Annotated in this window: 16 protein-coding genes and 1 tRNA gene; 10 read left to right on the top strand and 7 right to left on the bottom strand. The window is 56.2% G+C overall.

Going from position 1 to position 22,631, the window contains the following annotated elements; genetic code table 11:
* Positions 1-98 precede the first annotated feature (98 nt).
* Complete coding sequence (locus tag J4P41_RS08515) at positions 99-2,237, bottom strand: FUSC family protein (RefSeq protein WP_426066794.1); 2,139 nt, start codon at positions 2,235-2,237, stop codon at positions 99-101.
* Positions 2,238-2,457: 220 nt separating this feature from the next.
* Here J4P41_RS08515 and J4P41_RS08520 point away from each other — a divergent pair.
* The 4 genes from J4P41_RS08520 (at position 2,458) to J4P41_RS08535 (ending at position 5,300) form a co-directional block, all read left to right on the top strand.
* Positions 2,458-2,531, top strand: a tRNA-Ile gene (locus J4P41_RS08520).
* Positions 2,532-2,604: 73 nt separating this feature from the next.
* Positions 2,605-4,284: an energy-dependent translational throttle protein EttA gene (gene ettA / locus J4P41_RS08525; protein ID WP_023943904.1), complete on the top strand. Its 1,680-nt coding sequence runs from the start codon at positions 2,605-2,607 to the stop codon at positions 4,282-4,284.
* Positions 4,285-4,358: 74 nt separating this feature from the next.
* Positions 4,359-4,856 carry a GNAT family N-acetyltransferase gene (locus J4P41_RS08530; protein ID WP_426066768.1) on the top strand — a complete coding sequence of 166 codons (498 nt, stop codon included), beginning with the start codon at positions 4,359-4,361 and terminating at the stop codon, positions 4,854-4,856.
* Positions 4,857-4,943: 87 nt separating this feature from the next.
* Positions 4,944-5,300 (top strand): pilus assembly protein N-terminal domain-containing protein, encoded by a 357-nt coding sequence (locus J4P41_RS08535; protein ID WP_062502815.1) that lies wholly within the window; start codon positions 4,944-4,946, stop codon positions 5,298-5,300.
* A gap of 83 nt (positions 5,301-5,383) precedes the next feature.
* On the opposite strand, the gene J4P41_RS08540 is transcribed toward J4P41_RS08535, so the two are convergent.
* Positions 5,384-5,980, bottom strand: a complete 597-nt coding sequence (locus J4P41_RS08540) for an MlaC/ttg2D family ABC transporter substrate-binding protein (RefSeq protein WP_010504167.1) — start codon at positions 5,978-5,980, stop codon at positions 5,384-5,386.
* A 10-nt stretch (positions 5,981-5,990) separates the two neighbouring features.
* Positions 5,991-6,797, bottom strand: a complete 807-nt coding sequence (locus tag J4P41_RS08545) for an MlaA family lipoprotein (protein ID WP_062502813.1) — start codon at positions 6,795-6,797, stop codon at positions 5,991-5,993.
* Between the two features lie 317 nt (positions 6,798-7,114).
* Here J4P41_RS08545 and J4P41_RS08550 point away from each other — a divergent pair, with 317 nt between their 5' ends.
* Positions 7,115-8,275 carry an aldose epimerase family protein gene (locus tag J4P41_RS08550; protein WP_426066769.1) on the top strand — a complete coding sequence of 387 codons (1,161 nt, stop codon included), beginning with the start codon at positions 7,115-7,117 and terminating at the stop codon, positions 8,273-8,275.
* A gap of 70 nt (positions 8,276-8,345) precedes the next feature.
* Here J4P41_RS08550 and J4P41_RS08555 read toward each other — a convergent pair whose 3' ends face one another.
* The 4 genes from J4P41_RS08555 to J4P41_RS08570 form a co-directional block, all read right to left on the bottom strand.
* Entirely contained in the window at positions 8,346-11,300 is a 2,955-nt protein-coding gene (locus J4P41_RS08555) for a TonB-dependent receptor domain-containing protein (RefSeq protein WP_426066770.1), read from the bottom strand.
* Between the two features lie 244 nt (positions 11,301-11,544).
* The gene (gene cysE, locus J4P41_RS08560) at positions 11,545-12,324 is read right to left on the bottom strand and encodes a serine O-acetyltransferase (RefSeq protein ID WP_426066771.1); all 780 of its coding nucleotides are present in this window, start codon (positions 12,322-12,324) and stop codon (positions 11,545-11,547) included.
* On the bottom strand, positions 12,321-13,538 hold the full coding sequence (locus tag J4P41_RS08565) for a UbiH/UbiF/VisC/COQ6 family ubiquinone biosynthesis hydroxylase (RefSeq protein WP_426066772.1): 1,218 nt from the start codon (positions 13,536-13,538) through the stop codon (positions 12,321-12,323). Before J4P41_RS08565 ends, cysE begins: the two co-directional genes overlap by 4 nt.
* 66 nt (positions 13,539-13,604) lie before the next feature.
* Positions 13,605-15,794 carry a TonB-dependent siderophore receptor gene (locus J4P41_RS08570; protein WP_211568112.1) on the bottom strand — a complete coding sequence of 730 codons (2,190 nt, stop codon included), beginning with the start codon at positions 15,792-15,794 and terminating at the stop codon, positions 13,605-13,607.
* Between the two features lie 444 nt (positions 15,795-16,238).
* On the opposite strand from J4P41_RS08570, the gene J4P41_RS08575 reads away from it, so the two are divergent.
* The 5 genes from J4P41_RS08575 (at position 16,239) to J4P41_RS08595 (ending at position 22,543) form a co-directional block, all read left to right on the top strand.
* Positions 16,239-17,417 carry a mechanosensitive ion channel family protein gene (locus J4P41_RS08575; protein ID WP_426066773.1) on the top strand — a complete coding sequence of 393 codons (1,179 nt, stop codon included), beginning with the start codon at positions 16,239-16,241 and terminating at the stop codon, positions 17,415-17,417.
* 171 nt (positions 17,418-17,588) lie between these two features.
* Positions 17,589-20,114 carry a TonB-dependent receptor plug domain-containing protein gene (locus J4P41_RS08580; RefSeq protein ID WP_426066774.1) on the top strand — a complete coding sequence of 842 codons (2,526 nt, stop codon included), beginning with the start codon at positions 17,589-17,591 and terminating at the stop codon, positions 20,112-20,114.
* A gap of 148 nt (positions 20,115-20,262) precedes the next feature.
* Complete coding sequence (locus J4P41_RS08585; RefSeq protein ID WP_010504156.1) at positions 20,263-20,601, top strand: P-II family nitrogen regulator; 339 nt, start codon at positions 20,263-20,265, stop codon at positions 20,599-20,601.
* A complete protein-coding gene (locus J4P41_RS08590) occupies positions 20,601-21,944 on the top strand; it encodes an ammonium transporter (RefSeq protein WP_426066775.1) in 1,344 nt (447 codons plus the stop codon). Before J4P41_RS08585 ends, J4P41_RS08590 begins: the two co-directional genes overlap by 1 nt.
* 68 nt (positions 21,945-22,012) lie before the next feature.
* The gene (locus tag J4P41_RS08595) at positions 22,013-22,543 is read left to right on the top strand and encodes a hypothetical protein (RefSeq protein WP_426066776.1); all 531 of its coding nucleotides are present in this window, start codon (positions 22,013-22,015) and stop codon (positions 22,541-22,543) included.
* Positions 22,544-22,631: the final 88 nt, after the last annotated feature.

Here is a 22,631-nt window from a genome sequence, read left to right on the forward strand (position 1 = left end):
GAGACCCTGTCTTCCGCGGCACCCCGCGGTTGAAACGGAACACTTCTCCCGTTTGCGTGAAAAGAAAAGTCCGTTGCAGAACATTTCTTCGTGAGCATTCAAAAGGTGGGGTCAAGATAAGGAGAGCGGGCATCGAAGAAGACACGGTTTGTGGTCAGCTCGGTGGAAATCACATCCAGGGCTGTCAGGGCTGCGATCAGAATAAATCGCTGTCTGGGACGCGATTCGGTTGTTTCACAGTCTCTGAGGCGCTGGATGGCCAGCAGGGTGGCACGCAGGGTTCGGCCATAATGGCCGTGATACCGGCCGCTGAAATGGCTCATGCGGGCCAGAACGAGTTCCAGAGCCTGATGGGCGCGTGGACTCAGGGCAGCGTCATGACTGATGGCCCGCAGACGCAGCAGGTTCAGCATGACACGCATGGCGGACAGGATGCCTTGCAGGTAGGCATGAACGACGGGGGAAGGGGTATCTGCCGAGTTGGTCATGAGGCGGACGAAACGGTCCACGTTGCGGGAGACGATCACATCCAGTGTGGTGTCGTTTTTCCCATCCGCAATGTGATGTAGATCCCGCAGAATGTTTTCCCGCATGGTCCAGCGCTGATGTGCGGGATCATAGGGCAGGAACACGCGATACATCCATGTTGTGTAGAGCAGGCCCAGAACCAGCGGCAGGGCGGTATTGAAATAGACGATCTCGTCCGTTCGGCCCTGATTGGAAGGGCCAAGCATGATGGGCAGAAACAGGTTGTACGACACCGCCGGAAGCGTCAGCGGGGGGTAGGCAAAAGCAAGGCCGCCCAGCATCATGGCGACGCCGGACCACATGCCTAACATCTCAAAGGTGGTAGGTTTGCCGAGCAGGAGCAGGTCGAGAACGCCACCGGCAAGAACCGCACAGCAGGCGCCGTGCAGAAAAGCCTGTGTGGCCAGGGCTGGTCTTTCGAGTGTGGAAAACAGACTGCATGCGATTGCGACGAACATGATGAATGTCAGGCCGCTGGGCCATGCCGTCGCAATCCAGATCACGCCGGCTCCGAAGACCGTCACGGAGGAGCGCAGGCTGTTGACGATGGCCTGTCGCCAGTCCCGGTAGGATCGAATGGGTTCATGGAAATGATCGTGCGGCTTTGGATTTCTGCTGGCTTCGAACTGACGAAGGGCCATACGCAGAGCGTCGATCAGTTCCACGAGGGCCTGTTGCAACATGCCGTGGCGTAACATGGTCGCGCGATCATCTGCTCCCGGAAGATTCGTTCCAAAATACTGGACAACGCGGCGGCGGCACTCCCGGCGGAGGGTTCGCAGGTCATCCAGGATCGCTTCCATGGGATCGGCTCTTTCAAGCCTGTCTGGAAGGGTCAGAAACATCTCCCGGATGCGCTCTGCCTGTTTAAGAAAAGCATCATCCTGACTAAGGGGCAGGCGCATGAGTGTGGCCAGATCGAGCGCTCTGGCCAGCAGGACGGCAATGTCCGCCAGTGCAGCCCGGGTGTGATCGCCTGCGTGATCCTGACGGCCCAGCTCGACTTCCGCAAACTCGACCTGATCTCCGAGGGTTGTGATACGGGTGAAGACCGGCTGCATGGTTTCCAGCGCATCCACCTTGCCGATAAGAATATCGGCGATTGTGAGCAGGGCTGGTTTGAGTGTGTCCCTGAAGGTGCTGGAGAGTTGCTGGCGGGTCCGCTTTGTCAGGCCGAGCTGGAAAAGCCCGGAGACAGAAGCCTCAAGAACAATGCCCAGCACGATATAGGTCGCGCGGGACATGGCGATTTCGAAAATGTGGTGAGGGTCGGCGATTCCATCCAGCGAAACGATGGCGTAGGTGAAGCCGGTCGCGCGCATGCCGTGGATGCGGTAATTGGTCATGGAGGCGGGGCCAGGCATGAAGGTCCCGATCAGGCAGAACAGGCCGATTCCCGCTGCCAGAAGCAGAATGAACATCAGTGGCGCCTGTGGGCAGGCCGCAACGAGGGCCACCCCCGAGATCACGCCCAGAACCATGCCGAACAGATGCCACTTTGCCTTGGCCAGACTGCGTCCGCGCGTGCCTTGTGCCACCATCCAGACGGTCAGAGCGGCCCATTGGGGGCTGCCGAGTTCCATCTTCAGGGCGATTCCCAGTGCCAGCAGGGATGTCAGGGTTGTTCTGAGGGCGTATCCGGCCATGACCGGATCGGGAGCGTAGAGCCAGCGCAGCTTGCGCAGAAGAAGCGCCGGGCTGGCGGATATCACCGGTTTTGCCAGCGGGCAAAAGGATGTCGGGTGTTTTCCATGATGTCTTCCCCCAGAGCAATACAGACCGGCAGGTGCCATCTCGAAACGGCGGCAGCGGCTCTGGAAAGTCCTGTCGGAGACGTGAAGGCGTTAGACACATAATGCAAAAAAAGACATTTCACCATGTCAGGCCTTGCAAAAATGCGTCAGGTAAGCGATTTCGTGCAGCAACCGCGCGCCTGTAGCTCAATTGGTTAGAGCCGGCCGCTCATAACGGCTTGGTTGGGGGTTCGAGTCCCTCCGGGCGCACGGTGTTTTATTCTGTCTGGCGTGCCCTCTGTTGCCGCCCATTCCACGTTCCACCCCGATCAGGAGACCTCGCATGGCCGCCTACCAGTATGTCTATGTCATGAAGGATCTTACAAAGGCCTATCCGGGTGGACGTGAGGTCTTCAAGGGCATCACGCTCTCCTTCCTGCCGGGTGTGAAGATCGGTGTTCTCGGCGTCAACGGTGCCGGTAAGTCCACGCTGCTCAAGGTGATGGCCGGGATCGACAAGGAATTCGGTGGTGAGGCCTGGGCCGCTGAGGGCGTCAAGATCGGTTATCTTGAGCAGGAACCGAAGCTCGACGAGAAGCTGACGGTCGGTGAAAACGTCGCTCTGGGTTTTGGCAAGCTCAAGCATGCCATTGATCGCTTCAACGAGATTTCGATGCTCTTCGCAGAGCCGATGTCCGACGAAGAAATGACAAACCTGCTGGCCGAACAGGCCGAGCTTCAGGAAATCATCGACGCAGGCGACGGCTGGGAGCTGGACCGCAAGCTGGAAATCGCTCTGGATGCGCTGCGTTGCCCGCCTGCAGACAGCCCGGTTGACAAGCTGTCCGGTGGTGAGAAGCGCCGTGTGGCTCTGTGCCGCCTGCTGCTGGAAAAGCCTGACATCCTGCTGCTCGATGAGCCGACCAACCATCTTGATGCTGAGAGCGTCAGCTGGCTCGAAAAGACGCTGCGTGATTATCAGGGCACCGTCATGGTCATCACCCATGACCGTTACTTCCTGGATAACGTCACGAACTGGATTCTCGAACTCGAGCGTGGCCGTGGCTATCCGTTCGAAGGCAACTACTCGTCCTGGCTGGAACAGAAGCGCAAGCGTCTGGCCCAGGAAGAGAAGGAAGAGAGCTCCCGCCAGCGTGCACTTGCTGCCGAGCAGGAGTGGATCAACAGCTCTCCGAAGGCCCGTCAGGCCAAGAGCCAGGCTCGTATCACCAAGTACGAAGAGATGCTGGCTGCCAACTCTGAAAAGGTTGGTGGTACAGCGGATATCGTTATCACGCCGGGTCCACGCCTTGGCGGTACGGTGATCGAGGCCGAGAACCTCTCCAAGGGCTTTGGCGATCGTCTGCTGATTGATGGTCTGAACTTCAAGCTGCCGCCGGGTGGCATCGTGGGTGTGATCGGTCCGAACGGTGCGGGTAAGTCCACGCTGTTCAAGATGATCACGGGTCAGGACAAGCCGGATGGTGGCTCACTGAAGATCGGTGAGACCGTGAAGCTTGGTTATGTTGACCAGTCCCGCGATACGCTGGATGCCAACAAGACCGTCTGGGAAGAAATTTCCGGGGGTACGGACGTTATTCAGCTTGGCAAGCGGACGGTTCCGTCCCGTGCCTATGTGGGAGCGTTCAACTTTAAGGGGTCTGACCAGCAGAAGCGCGTCGGCATCCTGTCGGGTGGTGAGCGCAACCGCGTTCATCTTGCCAAGATGCTCAAGGAAGACAGCAATGTTCTGCTGCTCGATGAGCCGACCAACGATCTTGACGTTGATACGCTGCGTGCTCTCGAAGATGCTCTGGCAGACTTCGCTGGCTGCGCCGTGGTCATCTCCCATGATCGCTGGTTCCTTGACCGTCTGGCCACGCATATCCTTGCCTTTGAAGGTGACAGCCACGTTGAGTGGTTCGAGGGTAACTTCCAGGACTACGAAGAAGACAAGCGCCGCCGTCTTGGACCGGATGCGACCGAGCCAAGCCGCATCAAGTATCGCCCTCTGGCCCGCTAAGACGGACCGTTCCTTTTGCTCGTCACCGGGGCAGGGTAGTCTGTCCCGGTTTCTGACGGTTTGAGGAGGCCCGTTTGCTAGGGCGCGAACTCCGTACTGCACGTCTGGTTCTCACTCCGGTCAACTGGCCGGATCTTGAGGATATGATTGTTCTCAAGGCTGATGCCGGTGCTTTCGGACAGATGCTTGGTGGCGTGCGAAGCCGCTTTGATACGGAACAGGAAATGGCTGAGGACGTTGCGTTCTGGGCCAGGCGCCGTATTGGTATTTTTGCCATCCGTGAGAATGGGCGCTTCGTTGGGATGACGGGTGTTCATGAACGCCCGGATGGTCGTGGCCTTGGGCTGAGATTTTCCATTTTTCCATGGGCTGCCGGACGTGGACTTGCGCGCGAAGCTGCTGCTGCTGCAATCCGGTATGTTCTGGATGAAGGAGAGCCACGTATTGTGGCTGTGGCCAAGGAAGACAATCTGGCCTCCCGTGTTGTGCTTGGCAGTATCGGCATGCGGCATGTTGATACGTTCGAACGCGATGGCAATACGATGTTTCTTTACGAAATAACGTCTGGCTAACACGGAGCAGGGAGACAGCATTTGTTTCCCGGCTCCGCAGGCACTACCGTCTCAAACAATACGACAGTATTCATTGAGGAATGTAGTGTGGCCGAATTTTTGAAAAATATGCGGAAAATAGCGTTTGTGTTGGCCGTTGCGGCGAGTGCGGGGACAGCGATGGCTCAAGCGGGTGCGGTCAAGCCTGCGGAGAGCGTTGTTGGGGGGATGCACATTATTGATCGTACGCTTGTGCTGCCCGTTGGTGGGACAGAAATTGTTGCACTCCCGCCTGATCTGCAAACCGCGACCCTGAGTTTGCCAGATGTTTTACACGTCAATCTCGTGTCCCAGAAAGTTGCGGAAATTCTGGCGCATCATGAAGGGCAGACCGATGTTCTTTTTACGGGAAAAGACACGATTTACCGTTTTCATGTGACTGTCGTGAAGCGTCCCGTTCGTTAACTGGGATTTAGGGTACGAGCATAAAAAAAGGCCTCCGAAACGGGAGGCCTTTTTTTGTGATGTCCTGTCCGCAGACGGTTTCATCAGTGGTGATTGTTGAGCTGATGCTCCAGTGCGGTGTTCAGAGCGCCGACATCACCGCCATGGCGGGAAAGGTAGGAGCTGTAGTCGCCACGCTGGTTCATGCGCAGGCTGGCGCCTTCACCATACATGTCCACAACCTTTGACGGGTTTCCGCCAATGATGAGCTGCATGTTGACTTCAGGCTGGCCTGGACGGTCGATAAGAGCATTGACGCGCTCACCATCCGGTGTCGGGGTGGAGCCTGTCACACGGAAGCTGACGCCCTGATAGTTGCCGATCTGGTCCGTGATGGTGTTGACCAGAACCTGATCGAAGAGCTGCAGGTATTTCTGCTGCTGGGCCGGTGTTGCCGTGCGCCAGTAGCGGCCGAGGCAGTATCGGGCGATGCCCTGAATATCGACGTTGGACTGAAGCAGCGGGAGAACTTCACGCTTTTTCTCAGCCAGTGGCTTGCTGGAATTGACGATGCTGACCAGCTGGCCACCGAAGGAATTCACGAAATCTGTTGCCGGGTTGGCGTGTGCGACACCGGCCCCGAACGTGAGGGTTGCAGCAAGTGCACCAAACAGGGCGCGGCGCGAAAGGGCTTTAAGCATGCGTTTGTCCTCAGTTGTACCAGTCTGGGGTGGTGGCGCGGTGATCGTTCTGCATGGCGTCAATCTGGCTCTGGCGGTTCTGCTGCCATGCACTGCGGACGTAAGAGTACGGATCAAGGCTGTCCTGCTCCAGATGATCGATCTGATCCACACTGTTGGCAAAGCCATCAACCGTGCCCAGAATATTATAAGCCCAGTTGAATGTCAGCAGCCCGTACCCTCTTGGCACATAGTTGATCGGGGTTAGAGCCTGACCGATCGCGTAACCTGCGCCATCGCGGAAGTTGCTGGGGCCTACGAACGGAATGAAAAGATATGGCCCGCTCGGCACGCCCCATGTTCCCATGGTCATGCCTGGATCCGTTTCATGCTGTTTGTATCCCACCAGACTGGCAACATCGAAGAACCCGGCCACACCTGCACTCATGTTGATCGTAAAGCGCATGAACGAGTCGCCTGCGCGCCGTGGCTTTCCAGCCCCGACATCGGAGAAGAACACGGCAGGCTCGCGCCAGGTTTCATTGATATTGGAAATGCTGTGACGCACCGGCTTCGGCACGGCCCAGACCCAGGCCTTGGCCACAGGGCGCAGTGCGACGTGGTAGGCCCACATCTGGACGTTATACATCTTCCGGTTCAACGGTTCGTAGGGATCGTTGGCAGCCTTGTAGTCGGCAAGGTCGTCCGGATCTTTCGGCGGCGGATTGCGCAGGGAGCCACAGGCCCCCAGCGTCAGCAGTGCCAACACGCCTGCGATGGCTCTGCTACGACGCGAGCGCGTCGCCTTCTTACCGATTCTGTCCTGCCGAGAGTCCATAACCATTCCTCAAAAACCCCACTCCGCGGGCGTGCTCACAAAGACTTCATCTGAAAACGGAAATTTTCCAAATCCGTTCCCATTCAATTATCATGCCGCTAGCAGAGCCATGAGCCGTCCGTCGCGGAAAACTGCGGAAGGCGGTAGTCATAGCCTATACTGGGCTAGCCCGCACCCCTCTATGTCTCCAAATTATGACACAGGGAACGAACGTGATCCTTTAACGATCCAGAAGTCTGAAGGACACTCCGGGCACTTTGACGATTGAAATATTTTGAGAGCAGTGTGGCGCCAACTCAACACCACGGAGTTTTTCGGTGTCTATTTCCACTTCTCTCAAAGCCCCTCTTTTCGCCACTGCTGCTCTTGTTGGACTGTCCTTCGGTGTGGCGCAGGCTCACCCGGCTGTCAGTTCACAGCCCTGGGGCACAACTGCGGACGGCAAGGCCGTTCGTATTGTGACGCTGAAGAACGATCATAACGTCACCGTTCGTGTCATTACCTATGGTGGCATCATCCAGTCCGTTGAGACGCCGGATCGCAACGGGCATGTTCAGGATGTTGTTCTCGGGTTTGGTGACCTGAAGGGCTACACGGTCGATAGTGCCAAGGGTGGCCTGTTCTTTGGGGCCATGATCGGCCGTTACGCCAACCGTCTGGCAGGTGGCAGCTTCCCGGTTGAGGGCAAGATCTATCATACGGATATCACCGCCGGCCCGAATGCCCTGCACGGTGGCAAGAAGGGTTTCGACAAGAATGTCTGGACGCTTGAAAAGACCGGGACCAACGGCTCTGGCGCGTATGTGACCCTCAAGCTGGTCAGCCCCAACGGCGATCAGGGCTTTCCTGGCGCTCTGACGACGCACATTACCTACACTCTGGGCGATGACGATGCGCTGGCTCTGCATTATGTCGCCACAACTGATGCGCCGACAGTTCTGAACCTGACGAACCACAGCTACTGGAATCTGAATGGCGAAGGTTCGGGCAGCATCGAGCCGGAAATTCTTCAGCTGAATGCGGACAGCTTCACGCCGACGGACAGCACATCCCTCCCGACCGGGCAGATCGTTCCCGTGGCAGGAACACCGCTGGACTTCAGCAAGCCTACCGCCATTGGGGACCGTCTGCGCAGCAACGATCAGCAGATGATGTATGCCCGCGGCTATGACATGAACTGGGTTGTTAACGGCGCTTACGGTCAGGCTCCGCGTCTTGCGGGCAAGGTTTACGATCCCCGCTCTGGCCGCAGCATGGAAATCCTGACGAACCAGCCAGGTCTTCAGGTCTACACGTCCAACTCGCTGGATGGTGGATATGCTGGCATTTCCGGCCGGGCTTATCGTCAGACCGATGCGGTTGCGTTCGAGGCTGAGCACTATCCCGACAGCCCGAACCATCCGTCTTTCCCGACGACAGAGCTGAAGCCGGGCCAGACCTTCGATTACACGACGATCTTCAAGTTCTCGAACAAGTAAGATTTTCGGCAACACGAACAAAAAAGGGGGCGATCCGCAAGGACCGCCCCCTTTCTGTTGATCCGGAGGATCAGAAGTTCACGCCTGCCTGAAGGAAGACGTAACGGCCCATATAGAGGCTGCCGTAAAGCGCGGCTGCACTGTTGTCGGTGCTGCTGGCAACAAAAGGGGGCTTCTTGTCGAAGAGGTTGTTTACCCCGCCCTGGAAGTTCCAGGTTTTCCAGCGATACGTGACCGTCACGTCATGGGAGAAAATGCCCGGTGTTTTCGTGCGGCCGTAACCGTTGGCGCGTGTCAGATCGGTCGTGCCATCGTTCCAGACCATGCCGCCGGTATAGTTCATCATATAGGTGATACCGACAGGGCCGTGCTGCCAGCCGATTGTGGCATAATCACGTACGCGCGGGTTTCCGGTGCCGCTCTGGTAGAACATCCGACCGGCATAGTTGTACCACTGGCCACCCACTTCGTTCTGTTGCAGGTAGCTGACCAACTGCTGGAAGTTGTTGGACAGGGTCAGAACGTCACGAGTTGTGACGCGGATGCGGTAGTCCAGATCAAAGTCGATACCGCTCGTTTTCAGACCGCCGATATTGGCATAGGTCGACGTGACGGAGTTGATCTGACCTGTGCTGGCAACGCGTGTGATCGCACTGCAATAGTTGGTGTTCGCACCGGTGTAGCACTGATCCATGATGTACTGGCTGCTCAGGTACGAGATCATGTTCTTGAGCGTGTAGTGCCAGTATTCCACGGAAGCGGACAGGCCCGGAATCCAGCGTGGCGTGATGACGGTGCCGATTGTGTAGGTGCGACCCGTTTCCGGTTTCAGCTTGGAGTTGCCGCCGTAAAGCGTCGGCGTCTGGCCGGAATAGGCTGACGTGAAGGATGATGAATTGATGCCCTGCTTGGCGCAGGTTGCAGCAACCGTTGCAGATTTGGCGCCATAGGAGGCTGCCTGTACGGAATCACAGGGGTCTGTTGCGGATGCGTAGCCGAGAGACTGACCGCCATACAGTTCATAAACGTTCGGCTGACGATAAGATGTTCCGAGTGTTGCACGGAAGCGGATGTCCTGGATCGGTGCCCAGTTGATGGAGACTTTCCAGTTCTTTGCGCTGCCGAACGTGTTGTAGGCCGAGTAGCGACCCTGTGCGTCAACGGTCAGATCCTTGGCGAGGAATGCATTGTGCAGCAGCGTTGCCTTGCCTTCGAGGTAGCCTTCCGTAACGTTGAAGCCGCCGCCGGTGTAGGACGCGGAGTTCGTCAGCGTCTGGCCGGATTCAACGAGGGCATCCGGGTGGTAGGCAAGCTGTTCACCGCGATGTTCCATACCCAGGGCGATACCAAGATCACCCCCATGGTTCCACGGCATGTGAGCGACATGGTTGTTGTTGATGCGCAGGTTCAGGTCACGCAACTGGTAATAGTAATGGTCATGTGCGGTGTAATTGGAATAGGCAGCCGCAGCGGAGGAGAGCTTCGTGAACGGGCTAGAAAGGACACAGCCTGCGGAAGCATTGCAGACGGACGGGTTATAGACCAGTGCGCTGTCCGCATTGCCGGGTTCGACCTGTTCCAGACCATAGGTCTGAAGCAGTTTAGCATAATTACCAACACCGGACGTCTGGGACATAACCTGGTTCCAGCCGTAAGTGTAGGACAGGTCGTAGTTCCAGCCATGGGTGATTGCACCCTTGACGCCTGCGATGCCGGTATAGGTATCAGATGCCGTTTCGCTGCGACGGTTTCCCCACTCAGACATGCGCTTATACATGACTGCGTCTTCGCCCGTTGGGTTTCCGGGATAATCAGCGGGGATATAAAGCGTCGTTGGGAGCGTGGACGGATAGATGCTGCCGGAAACCGGCATCGGGGCCATCGTTGTTGACGAGTTGCGATGGCTGTAATTGAAATTCAGATAAGGGGTAAAATGCTCGTTGATGTCGTAATGGGCATCGAAACCGAGCGTCGCATTTGTCAGGGAGTTCGTCAGATTCTGGTCATTGCCGTAGTTGTAACGATCAGATTTGGTGAAGTTGCGGACGCCGCCTGTTCCTGTTGCGATATAATCTCCGCTATCCGTGATGAAACGTCCTGCGGTTGGAATGCTTGAACCATAGGTGACGCTGGAAGCACTGGCTGGGTCATTGGCCTGTACCGGATTGGCCCAGGAGCGGCTGCTCTGCTTGATCCCGCTTTGCGTCATGTACGAACCGGTAACGGTTACGTTGCCTCTGCCATGATCGAAGTTCCAGCCCTTGTAGCCGGAGATCATACCTGTCTGGCCGTCACCAACATCTGTGATGCCACCACGAACCGTGATGTTGCCATCGCTCAGGTTGTGCTTGAGCTTGATGTTGATAACGCCCGAAACGGCATCGGCACCATAAAGCTCGGAGCCACCATCCTTGAGGATTTCAACGCTGGCGATCTGATGAACATTGATCGTGTTCATGTCGAAGCAGCTGTTGTTACCGTTGATGGCGGCGCGCTTGCCATCAACGAGAACCAGAACGCGGTTCTGACCAAGGTTACGGATGTCGGTGCAGGAGGCGCCGCCCGTTCCGTTGGTCTGGCTGTTCGTTGTTCCGGACGATCCGATGGAGGGCAGACGTTGCAGATAATCGCCAAGTGTCGTGGCGCCTGTCTGTTCGATCTGCTTGCTCGTAACGATCTGGACCGGATTAGCGTTCTGGTTGTTGGACGTGCTCAGGGCCGACCCTGTTACAACGACGCTTTCAGAGCGGCCCGCATCAATAGAAGCAACCGCACGACGACGATTAACCTGAGCGCTCAAAGTTGGTGTTGCGGGGGTGGAAGCAACGGATGCCGTCGTACCAACGGGAGCCTGTGTTGCTGCTGTTGTTTTAGCAGCCGTTTTGGCGTGTGAGGATGTGCGATGAGAGGACGCACGGTGATGCGTGCTCGTGGCGGTCTGTGCGTTCGCGGATGCGGTCGCGTCCAGTCCCATGCTGAGAACGGAAGCGCACAGAAGCAGCTCCCTGCGTCGATGAAGAATCATGTGGGCTCACAGTCAGACTATATTTCTGAGATCCCCCAAGTAATGTTTTTGTCCCAGAACTTTGTCTATCCGGAAATATCTGGAACAGATGCCCTTTAATCACGCTGTTGCATAAATATCATCAAACTAAAACAAAACTATACTTTCTGTTTCTTGGTAATTAAAAACGTTAATCATAGAAACAATCTTGTTTCATACAGAAACAATATCGACGTGCAGGCAGGAGTCCAGCCTGCTGCCTGTGTCAGGAGGCTGGATGGACAGGGTTTGCGGAGACGGCAGTTTTCAGTGTTACGAGAATGCGCGCGGGGTTTCCGACAGCTGTGGCATTGGCGGGAATATCTTCCAGAACCACTGAAGCGGCTCCGACGCGCGCGTTCTCGCCAATGATGAGCCGGCCCAGAACTTTGGCGCCCGAACCAATCATGGCTCCTCGGCGGACAATCGGGTGCCGGTTTCCACTCAGTTTTCCGGTCCCGCCAAGGGTGACACCCTGAAACAGGGAGACGTCATCTTCGATGATGCAGGTTTCACCGATGACAATGCCTGTTCCATGATCGATGCTCAGACGGCGCCCCAGTTGAGCGGCGGGATGAATGTCGATTGAGAACAGTTCATTGATTCGGCTCTGGACATGATAGGCCAGATGTCGGCGGTTCTGCTGCCAGAGATAATGTGCGATCCGATGAGCCTGGAGAGCCTGCCACCCCTTGAAGAATAGGAATGGTGTGACGAGGTCCGGGCAGGCAGGGTCCCGGTCCCGGATGGCCAGAATGTCTTCGGCAGCCGCTTCCGCGATTTCGGGAACTTCCTGGAGGATGGAGGCAACAAGGCGTGTGAGGGCCGTGGCTGAAATTGAGCGGTCTGCCAGTTTTGTCCCAAGAAGGGAGGCCAATGCTGAACTGAAATCAGCATGATCCCCGATATTGGTCGCAAAAACATCCTGGATCAGCGGGTCATGGCAACTGCAAGCCTGAGACTGCATGTCGCGCCAGAGCTGTAGAAGGTCAAGGGTGCTGCTCATACGCCCATCGCCCGACGGACAAAGGCCTGTCTCAGACGAGGAAAACGATGGACACCTGCAATGCCCAGATCGCGCACGCGCCGCAGGATTGGATTGTCGTTTCCGAACAGGCGCTCAAGAATGTCGGTCGCAGCCAGCATGGCCATATTGCCAGGGCGTGTCCGGCGCTGATAGCGCGTCAGAAGGTCGTGACTGCCCGGATCAGCACGATGGCTGTGAGCTTCGATTAACAGATCGGCAAGGGCAATAACGTCCCGGAATCCGATGTTCAGGCCCTGACCGGCAATCGGGTGAATACCGTGTGCAGCATCTCCAACGAGGGCCAGACGCGGCGCGATATAGGTCTGGGCGTATTGTGCGGAGAGGGGGTAGATCCAGCGGCGTCCGATAGGGGTAATCGCGCCAAGGTCCTCGTCGCCCATGCGAGCCTTGATTTCCCGTGCAAAGACGTCATGCGGGAGGCTATGGAAACGCTGTGCACGGCCTTCGCCTTCTGCCCAGACGATAGCGGAGCGGTGTGGGTGTTCCGGTGTGCCGGGCATGGGCAGGCGGGCGAACGGGCCTTCTGGCAGAAAGTGTTCCAGAGCCACGCCGTCATGCGGCTTTTCGTGCGCGATCGTCGCGACGATTCCGTACTGATGATAGGGAATTTTCGTCAGGCCAATGCGGGCCTGTTCGCGCAGGGGTGAACGGCGACCTTCTGCGGCGATGGCAAGTTTCGCCGTAACGGTGGAGCCAGAGGCTAGACGGATGGAGACGTGATCCGGATGGAAGGTGAATGTGCCGGTATCGGGCGCACGCACATCCAGCGTTTCATACTGTCCCAGCGTCTGATTGATGGCGACACGCAGATCACGGGCTTCGACCATCCAGCCGAAATTCATGCCTTCTGGCGCATCTTCCACGCCGAAATGCAGGAAGAGCGGAGAGGCGGCTTCATGAGGGCGGCCATCAGACACGCGGATTTCACGGATAGGCTGGGAGACGCCGGGCAGATTGTCCCAGATGCCAGCCGCTTCAAGCATCTGACGTGAGCCTTCCGCGATGGCGTAGGCGCGACCGTCCAGCGAAGGGTCTTCCATGCCAGGGAGAGGGGCACGGTCAATCAGCAGAACACTTACGCCCTCTGCGGCCAGACGGCATGCGAGCGTCGCTCCAACCGGTCCGGCTCCGTTAATGCACAGGTCGTAATGTGTCTTTTTCATTGTGCTCATCTCCCTGCCCCCTGTCCTACTCCTGTGAGGTTGGGAGCGGAAGAGGGAAGGGAGTGCTTGCGGAGATCAGAGATCGAAGCGTGCGTTCAGGAAAACAGCTCTTGGCGTGCCGACAAAGAAGTAATCGGATGCCAGAAAGCCCCAGTAATGAAGGTTCGTGGCGTTATCGAGTTCAGCACGCAGGGTCACTTTGTGGCGCCCGATGTTGGTGCGATAGCTGGCTCGCAGGTTGAGCAGAGTATAGCTTGGGACGTGGTAGGTATTGGAGCTATCGCCCCACATGGAGGCGGTATAGTGAACTTCCGCCGTGGCTGAGAGACCCGGTACGCCGGGGATACGGTCTGTCAGCTGGAACACGTTCTGGAACAGCGGAATGCCCTCGATCTTGTTCCCTTTGATGGTCGCATCCGCCTTGCTGTATTTCCCGCCTTCAGCGCCAAGACTGTCCGTGAGAGTAATGCCAAACGGCAGATCCACATGGCCGCTGAGTTCTGCGCCCTGATATGTGACGGTACCATTCGAGACGTATACGTTGTCAGCGTTTGCGTATTGCGCGCCCCGTGTGATGCGATAGAGCGCGCCTGTCAGGTCCCAAGTGGCACGGGCCACTTTTGCACCGACTTCCACCTGATCTGAACGGATTGGCGGAAGAGTTTCACGTGCGTTTTTATAGGTATCGCCGACGGTTCCACCGTTTTCCAGTGCCTGAACGTAGCTGGCGTAAATGGTGGTGTCTTTCCACGGATGGAACATCAGCGCGGCTGTCGGGGTGAGAGGGGTGGTGCGCAGGGCGGTTTTTGCGCCTGAAGCCTTCCAGGTCAGTTGGTGGAAATCCGTGAAGCGAATGCCCGCCAGCAACGACCAGTGTTTGTCAAAGGTCAGAGTGTCGCTTCCGAAAAGACCAACCTGATCGGAGCGGTAATTGTTGTAAGTCGCTGTGTTCCAGCTTCCGCTGTAGGAACGGCTGATGACGGGCGCGTAGAGGTTTTGTCCTCCGATATCAACGTAGTCGGAATCATAGGGCAGATATTTGCTCAAGCCCTGCCATGCGGCGCCCATGGTAAAGTCATGTCGGATAAAGCCCGTTCTAAACTTCCCTTCCAGAATGGCCTGTACCTGATCGTACTGCGCCCAGCTTCCGGGATTGGTGCTCATGTAGGTGTTGTAGTCGCCGGCCTGGTTTTGCAGAGACATCCACTCCCCGCGATAGCGGCGGTAATCCATGCTGTGGCTGTAATCGATGCGTGCGGTCCAGTTTTTCGTGATGTCCCAGTGTAGTCCCGTGGAAACGAACAGTGTGTGGGATGTGAACATACTGGCAGGAGAGGCGGTCAGATTTTTGTGGCCGCTGATGGCATTGGGCAGGCGGTTGCTGCCATAGGCAGACGGGTCATCAATAAAGAAGTCCTGTACGCCGCCTCGGACTTGGCGGTCCTGATAAATGGCATCGGCAGTCCACAGAAGGTTAGGAGCCAGGCGTACATCCGTGGACAGGGATCCTGAGAACCGGGTGACGTGAGAGCCGCTGTAGGTTTCGCCGTTTTCATGCGTGAGGTTGAGGCGGTATCCGACGATGTCGTTCCGGAAGAGGCGACCTCCTGTGTCAATGTGCTGGCTGCCTACAGCGCCTGAACTATAGCCTGCGTCAAAGGAAAACGTGCGGGTGTCAGTTGGCTTCTTGGTTTGGAAGTCGATGATGCCGCCTGGTGCATTGAAACCATACATGAAACCGGAAGCCCCCTTGAGAAGCTGTACTGCCTCGAAGGATTCAAGCGGTAGCTCCACGGTCGTCATGAAGAAGGGCGTGCCGTTGATCTTGTAGCCGTTATAGTCGTCAAGCGGTACGCCGCGGACCGTGACGGAATAGGCATTGAACGAATACGTGTCGCCGTTTGAAATGACGGATGCGTCCTGCGAAAAGACGCGGGCGAGGGATTTGACTTGCCGTTCCTGAAGCTCTGCTGCGGTAACGGTTCTGATTGAAAACGGTGTATCCAGAACGCGCTTGGTCCCCAGTGCACCCCCATTCACGGTGTGGGTATGGCCGCGCACCGTGAGGTTTTCATCCCCTCCGTCTTTCACGGATCCGGAAGATGTATGGCGCGATTTCTGCGTGTGGTGGCGGGAGGTGTTAAGGGACTTGTTGTTCGTCTTGGAGGGTTCATCCTGTGTCGCGGCCCACGCTGTGGCGGAGGTGCCGGACATAAGAAGGGCGAATGACAGCACGGAGGACAAAACAGGAGAGTTGATCGCCATAAAACTTCTCTGGATCGTAAATTTTAGAAATTACGCAAATCTTACGTCAATAAAATAAAACATCAACATGGATCGGTGTTTAAATATTGTTGCGACATAAAACTAAAAACTTCTTATAAATTCAGGATTTTTGCCAAATCTGCCTTTCTTTATGTTTGGATTTCAAGCCGCTTTGAAAAGGGTGTGTACGGTGTCTCTTTTTGGCAACAAGGATCGTGGAAGGGAAAATAGTCACAAAATAATATAGTGAAAATGAGTGGCGTCCTATTTCGGGAACGCTTCCGGGCCCACGAGGTTATAGCCGAATGTTCTTCGGCGGATTTGCTGCGGAACACCCGGAAATAGCGTTTCATTCGTTCAGGATACCGTCCCTGCGTGCCCTGAGGGGGAACGGCTCATGACTGCCTAGGGAGAATCATGTTCAGACAGAATTACGTGGATTCGATGTCCACTCTCCGTCACCAGTTTGACTGGCTGCCTGACCCGCTTGGTTCCATTCTGCTGCTCTGCGCGGCCGCACTGATTGCGCTTCTGCTAAGTCGCCTCATTACCGGCGCATTGCCACGACTGCCGGGGCTGCGGAAAATCCAGTTCATTCATGCCATCATCAACAGGTTGCGGCTGAATATCAGTTATTTTCTGATGATCATTGCAGCGAGTGCGGCTTTACCAGCCACGGAAGGTTTTTCTCCCAAGACAGAAACTTTTCTGGCGCATACGTTGGCCTGCCTGTTTATCATGAATCTGGGGTTCGGGATTATCCGGGCTTTCAGGCTGGTGACGGATCAGTATCTCAACCGTATCAGCGCAAAAGAGAATGTGGATGACATTACGGTACGGTCTCATCAGACGCAGATCCGTGTTCTTCGGCGTCTGATTGAAATTACTTTTGGGGTGTTGACCGTCGCTACCTCTTTGATGGTGTTTCATTCCGTTCAGAAGTTTGGGGTGTCGCTTTTTGCTTCTGCTGGGGCGGCCTCGCTGATCGTTGGTCTGTCTGCGCGGCCTGCCCTGTCGAACCTGATTGCTGGCATTCAGATTGCCATGACGCAGCCGATCCGTATGGAGGATATGCTGATTCTGAATGGAGACTGGGCCTGGGTTGAGGAAATCAATGCGACTTATGTGGTGCTGAGAACATGGGATCGACGCCGCTACATTGTGCCGATTTCCTATTTTCTGGAGAACCCGTTCCAGAACTGGACACACAGTTCACAGTCTCTGATTGGCTCCATCTTTCTGTGGCTGGATTATCGGACGCCGATGGATAAGCTCCGGCAGATGTTCATGGAAGAAATCGAGCAGTGCCCAGACTGGGATAAGGATCGCTCTTCCATTGCATGTCAGATCGCAGACAGTAATGCGCAGGTCATTTCCATTCGTATGATTGCAGGGGCAGCAGACGCTGGGCGCATGTGGAATCTGTCCTGCGATATCCGCGAGCGCATGTTGCGGCGGATTCAGGTCGAACTGCCAGAATGTCTTCCGCGTGGCCGTACGGCTGTCGTTTCTGACTCTCCGTCTGACATGCCGTGGCCGGAAAGTCTCATGGCACCTCCAGTCAATCGACCCGGTGACACCAAATATCGCGGCCCGGATATGAAAATGCCTGTTGTTCCCTAAAATTTCATAATGTCACACAGGAGGATTTAATAATTACGTTTGTAAGCCTGTCGGTGTGACATTTGTGCACTAGAAACGCTGTGATATAGTTTCGGGAAAGAAATAACCGTAGACACATTTAAAAACGTTCCTAATCTGAACTGAACACCGGATCTGATTAGGACAGCCTGAATGCGCCTCAAGTCACTTCTTCTCGCTACCACCATCGTTACGATTTCGCATCCAGTACACCAGGCCTCTGCTGCCGTGCACAAGTCGACCAAGGCCACGACGCCTGCGAAGGGAACGGTCAAAACCACCGGGAAGAAAACAGCCGTTCGTCAGGCTGCTGTAACACCGCGTCGCTCTCATGCGGTTGATAGCAACAGCAACGAACAGATGATCGTGACGGGAACGCATGCTTTTAATCGCCGGGCACGGGATTCCACGAGCCCGATCAGTGTTCTTACAGCGGCAACGCTGCGCCGTTCCGGCCAGATGAACCTGGCGGACGCCATCGTTCGTACCGACCCATCCATTACAGTCAACGCCATGGGAAGTGATGCAGGCGCACTCACGTCCTCGATCCGGATGCGTGGTCTGAACCCGAATGAAGTTCTGGTTCTCGTGGATGGCAAGCGTCGTCATACGACGGCCAATATTTATGCTGATGCAGGTCCGCAGCAGGGGTCAACGCCGGTTGATCTGAACATGATCCCGGCTTCGGCAATCGATCATATCGAGATTTTGCGTGATGGCGCTGCTGCCATGTATGGCTCGGACGCAATCGCGGGTGTTGTGAACATCATCCTTAAGAAAACGCCGCACGGGCTGAACATGACGGCTCAGACGGGCGCGAATGCCTATAATGGTGATGGCTGGCAGTATCAGCTTGGCGCGGATGGCGGCTTCGGTTTTCTCGGGGACGGCTACGTTCACCTGAGCGGGCAGGTCTATCATACCGATCATATGGTTCCGAACACGACAGACGTGCGGACGGTGCCTGGGAACTCGGAATACAAGGGCTATACGGTTCCGCATAACTCCAACAAGATCCTGAGCACGCCGGAAGAAACCCGCGAGAATCTCAGCATTGAATTCGGCAAGACGCTGACGGAAGGCGTGAAGGGCTATGGCCTCATTACCTACGCCCATCGTCATTCCGAAGCTTACGAAAACTACCGTATGCCGTCTGTGGCGCCGACACTGTATCCCTATGGGTTCTCGCCGCTCGAAACCATTGAAGAGAACGATTACGCCGCCACGCTGGGTCTGAAGGGTGACAATTTTCTCGGGTTCTCCTGGGATCTGAGCTCCACGTATGGCGCGGATGAGGACGATATCGGGAACAAGAATACGGCCAACCCGAATCTGATTAAGGAGACGGGTACGTCTCCGACGACGGTTCGTGCTGAAACCTATCGTCTGTCGCAGTGGACGAACAATCTTGATTTCCGCCGTCAGTTGAAGATTGCGAACCTCGTTCCTGTGACTGTGGCTTTCGGTGGCGAGCATCGTCTTGAAACTTATCAGATCTGGCCCGGCGAAATCGCGTCTTACACACAGGGCGGAACGCAGGGATATGCGGGCCTGATGCCTGAAAACTCAGGTAAATGGAGCCGTGATGTCTGGGCGGCCTATCTGGATGGTGATTTCCATCCTTTGAAGCACTGGGATCTCGATTTTGCTGGCCGGTTTGAGCATTACACCGACGTTGGCAACACTGAGAACGGCAAGATTTCCACGCGCTATGACATCACGAAGCGTATTGCTGTCCGTGCTACGATCAGCAACGGTTTCCGCGCGCCGACCCTGCCGGAAGAAAACTTCAGTGCTTTGAATGTGTCTCCAACGGGTGCTTCTGGCCTTCTGTCGACTTCAGGTGCGGCAGGACGCGCACTGGGTGCACAGAAACTGAAGCCCGAGCGGTCTACAAGTGCAGAAGGCGGTATCATTCTTGAGCCGGTAGATGGCTGGCATATTTCTGCGGATGTCTACCAGATCAACATCCGTGACCGCATTTCCGGTGCAGGCTCCATTTACGGTGATACGGCGATCTCGGCGATCGCCATGACGGGTGCGACGCTGCCAACAGATATTACGTCCGCTGACGTGTCTGCCAACTACTTCGCCAATGTAGGCAGTACGCGAACGCAGGGTCTCGATATCCAGTCCGACTATCTGCTGCATATGCATCGGTATGGAAATCTTGATCTGACGATGGCGCTCAACCTGAACCGCACACGCGTCAGCCACATCAATACAAACTCACAGGGCAATCCATACCTGAACGAACAGAGTGTTGCGTATCTGACGTCCACCTCTCCGCGTAGCAAGATCATTCTGAACGCGTACTGGACCATTGGTCAGTGGGATGTGAACGTCCGCCAGACCCGTTACGGCGAGACGACCTCCATGCTGACGTATCAGGATCAGACGCCTGCAAGTCTCACCTGCAAGGGGCAGAGCCTTCAGTATTCCAATGTTTGCTGGGGGCAGTTCAAGAATACGCCGGTCTGGCTGACAGATCTTGAGGTTGGATACCGACTTAATCACACATGGCATTTTGCGGTTGGTGCCAACAATATTTTCAACCAGCGTCCTCGCCGTCTGAGTAAGTATCTCAACTATCTGGGTGCGAACATTTACGACACGGATTCTTCCGGCATCGGCATCGCTGGTGGCTATTACTACGGCCGTATCAACGCAACGTTCTGATTTTTCTTCAGACCCAGACGGAGCAGAAATGCCCGGAGGTGCCGGTTTCCCGGTGTCTCTGGGCTGTTTCGTATATTGTTGTTGAACTGGTACAATCTGGGCCATACTGCCCGTCAGTCTGCTGATACCCAACGAGGATATGCCGTTCGTGAAGCTCGTCACCGCCATTATCAAACCCTTCAAGCTTGACGATGTCCGGGAGGCGTTGACGCCGCTGGGCGTGCAAGGTTTGACCGTCACAGAAGTCAAAGGCTTTGGCCGTCAGAAAGGTCAGACGGAAATTTATCGTGGGGCCGAATACCACGTCAGTTTCCTGCCGAAGCTCAAGATCGAAATCGCAGTATCGGATTCTGTCGTGGAAGACGTCATTGAGGCGATCATGACGGCTGCTCGCACAGGGAAGATCGGTGATGGCAAGATCATGGTCTCCAACCTGGATCAGCTTATCCGTATCCGCACGGGAGAGACCGGGGAGGGCGCTCTGTGATGAAGAGCTCCTGTCTTTCACTCATGGCAGCGGCGGCTCTGCTGCCTGCTTCTGCCATGGCTGCGGATGCTCCGGCTGCCATTGATACGGGTGACACGTCCTGGATGCTGGTTAGTACGGCGCTTGTGCTGATGATGACCGTTCCGGGGCTGGCGTTGTTCTATGGCGGTATGGTGCGCAAGAAGAACGTTCTTGCCACGCTGATCCAGTCTTTCGCCATCTGCTGCATTGCCAGCCTCGTCTGGATGGTGGCGGGTTACAGTCTTGCTTTCTCGAATGGTACGCCATGGATTGGTGATCTGTCCCGGGCCCTCCTGAACGGTGTGGCTGCGAACTTCCATAATGGTGTAGATTCTGCGTTTACATTGGGCGCTGGGACTGCGGCCGCTGTGCCGATGACGATTCCTGAGAGCGTCTACATGATGTTCCAGATGACGTTTGCCGTCATCACGCCAGCGCTGATTACAGGCGCTTACGCGGAACGCATGAAGTTCTCGTCCATGTGTGTTTTCACCATTCTCTGGCTGCTTGTGGTTTACGCCCCTGTGGCTCACTGGGTCTGGAGCCCAACCGGCTGGGTTGCTGGTCTGGGGGCCGTGGATTTTGCTGGCGGTACAGTCGTTCACATCAACTCCGGTGTGGCGGGCCTAGTCTGTGCGTATGTTCTGGGCAAGCGGCGTGGCGTTGGTACGGATGACATGTCTCCGTTCAATCTGACCTACGCCATTATTGGTGCCTCTCTGCTTTGGGTTGGCTGGTTTGGCTTCAATGCCGGGTCTGCTTTGGGGGCTAATGGCCGTGCGGGCATGGCCATGCTGACGACGCAGCTTGCCGCGGCTGCAGGTGGCGTGGCGTGGATGGTCGTGGAATGGGCACGTACCGGAAAGCCAACAGCTCTGGGTATCATTTCCGGTGTTGTGGCTGGTCTGGTCGCGATTACGCCGGCTGCTGGGTTCGTTCTTCCGGGTGGTGCCGTTGTGATCGGTCTGATCGCGGGTGCGGTCTGCTTCTGGAGTGCGACATGGCTCAAACACGCGCTGGGCTATGATGACAGCCTTGATGCCTTTGGCGTGCATGGAACCGGTGGCATTATTGGTGCTTTGTTGACGGGTTTGCTCGCTTACGGTCCGCTCTCTGCGACGGATGCCAACCCGACGGGAACGGTTGGAGGTCTGTCGCAACTTCTGGCGCAGGCCGAAGCGGTCTGCGTGACGATTGTCTGGTGTGTTATCATGACGTTCGTGATTCTGAAGATTCTGGATCGCGTCATGGGGCTGCGCGTTTCTGCAGAAGAGGAACTTGAAGGCCTCGACATGACCATGCATGGTGAGCGTATCAACTGAGCGTAGTCACTGGCGTTTCCGGGCCGGGAGGCTACGACCTTCCGGTTGACAGACAAGGATGTTTTTTCATGGTTTCCAACCGTTTGCTGTCCCGCCTAACCCTCGCCACCGTTCTGGCGGCCGGGCTCGCTACTGTTCCTGCTCACGCGATGACGGCCAAGGAATGTCACGCTGCTTTCCAGGCCGCCAAGAAGGGCGGTACGCTGAATGGCCAAAGCTACAAGGCTTTCAAGGCTGCAAGCTGTGGTACGGAAACACCGGATGCAACGCCTGAGGCTGCCGCTCCGGCTTCTGCGGCCACGGCTCCCACGACGACGGTGCCTGTTACGACAGGCAAGGCGAACCCGCCTGACTCTTCTGTTGCGGGGACCAAGGCTCCGATTGAATCCAAGACTGTGCCGGTTACGTCTGGGAATGTGGTGTTCCCAGCGGCGGTATCTTCTCAGTTCTCCAGCCTGACACCTGGCAAGGCCCGCATGAAGACCTGTGTGGCGCAGTACAATGCCAACAAGGCAACGGGGAAGAACGGGAACCTTAAGTGGATCCAGAAGGGCGGCGGATACTGGTCCCAGTGCAATAGCCGTCTCAAGGGCGAATAAGTCTTCTGAGCTTTGATATGTTTGAAAGCCTTCGATCCTGATCTGGATTGGAGGCTTTTTTTATGAGGGTCGCTCTGTTTCGTTCAAT

The sequence above is a fragment of the Gluconobacter sp. NFX36 genome (assembly GCF_049887835.1).
Taxonomy (GTDB): Bacteria; Pseudomonadota; Alphaproteobacteria; order Acetobacterales; family Acetobacteraceae; genus Gluconobacter; species Gluconobacter japonicus_A.

Bases quoted from the DNA above. Each gene is read 5' to 3' on its own strand.
- ettA (WP_023943904.1), top strand. From the start codon at position 2,605: ATGGCCGCCTACCAGTATGTCTATGTCATGAAGGATCTTACAAAGGCC.
- J4P41_RS08540 (WP_010504167.1), bottom strand. From the start codon at position 5,980: ATGCTTAAAGCCCTTTCGCGCCGCGCCCTGTTTGGTGCACTTGCTGCA.
- J4P41_RS08545 (WP_062502813.1), bottom strand. From the start codon at position 6,797: ATGGACTCTCGGCAGGACAGAATCGGTAAGAAGGCGACGCGCTCGCGT.
- J4P41_RS08555 (WP_426066770.1), bottom strand. From the start codon at position 11,300: ATGATTCTTCATCGACGCAGGGAGCTGCTTCTGTGCGCTTCCGTTCTC.
- cysE (WP_426066771.1), bottom strand. From the start codon at position 12,324: ATGAGCAGCACCCTTGACCTTCTACAGCTCTGGCGCGACATGCAGTCT.
- J4P41_RS08565 (WP_426066772.1), bottom strand. From the start codon at position 13,538: ATGAGCACAATGAAAAAGACACATTACGACCTGTGCATTAACGGAGCC.
- J4P41_RS08570 (WP_211568112.1), bottom strand. From the start codon at position 15,794: ATGGCGATCAACTCTCCTGTTTTGTCCTCCGTGCTGTCATTCGCCCTT.
- J4P41_RS08575 (WP_426066773.1), top strand. From the start codon at position 16,239: ATGTCCACTCTCCGTCACCAGTTTGACTGGCTGCCTGACCCGCTTGGT.
- J4P41_RS08580 (WP_426066774.1), top strand. From the start codon at position 17,589: ATGCGCCTCAAGTCACTTCTTCTCGCTACCACCATCGTTACGATTTCG.
- J4P41_RS08590 (WP_426066775.1), top strand. From the start codon at position 20,601: ATGAAGAGCTCCTGTCTTTCACTCATGGCAGCGGCGGCTCTGCTGCCT.
- J4P41_RS08595 (WP_426066776.1), top strand. From the start codon at position 22,013: ATGGTTTCCAACCGTTTGCTGTCCCGCCTAACCCTCGCCACCGTTCTG.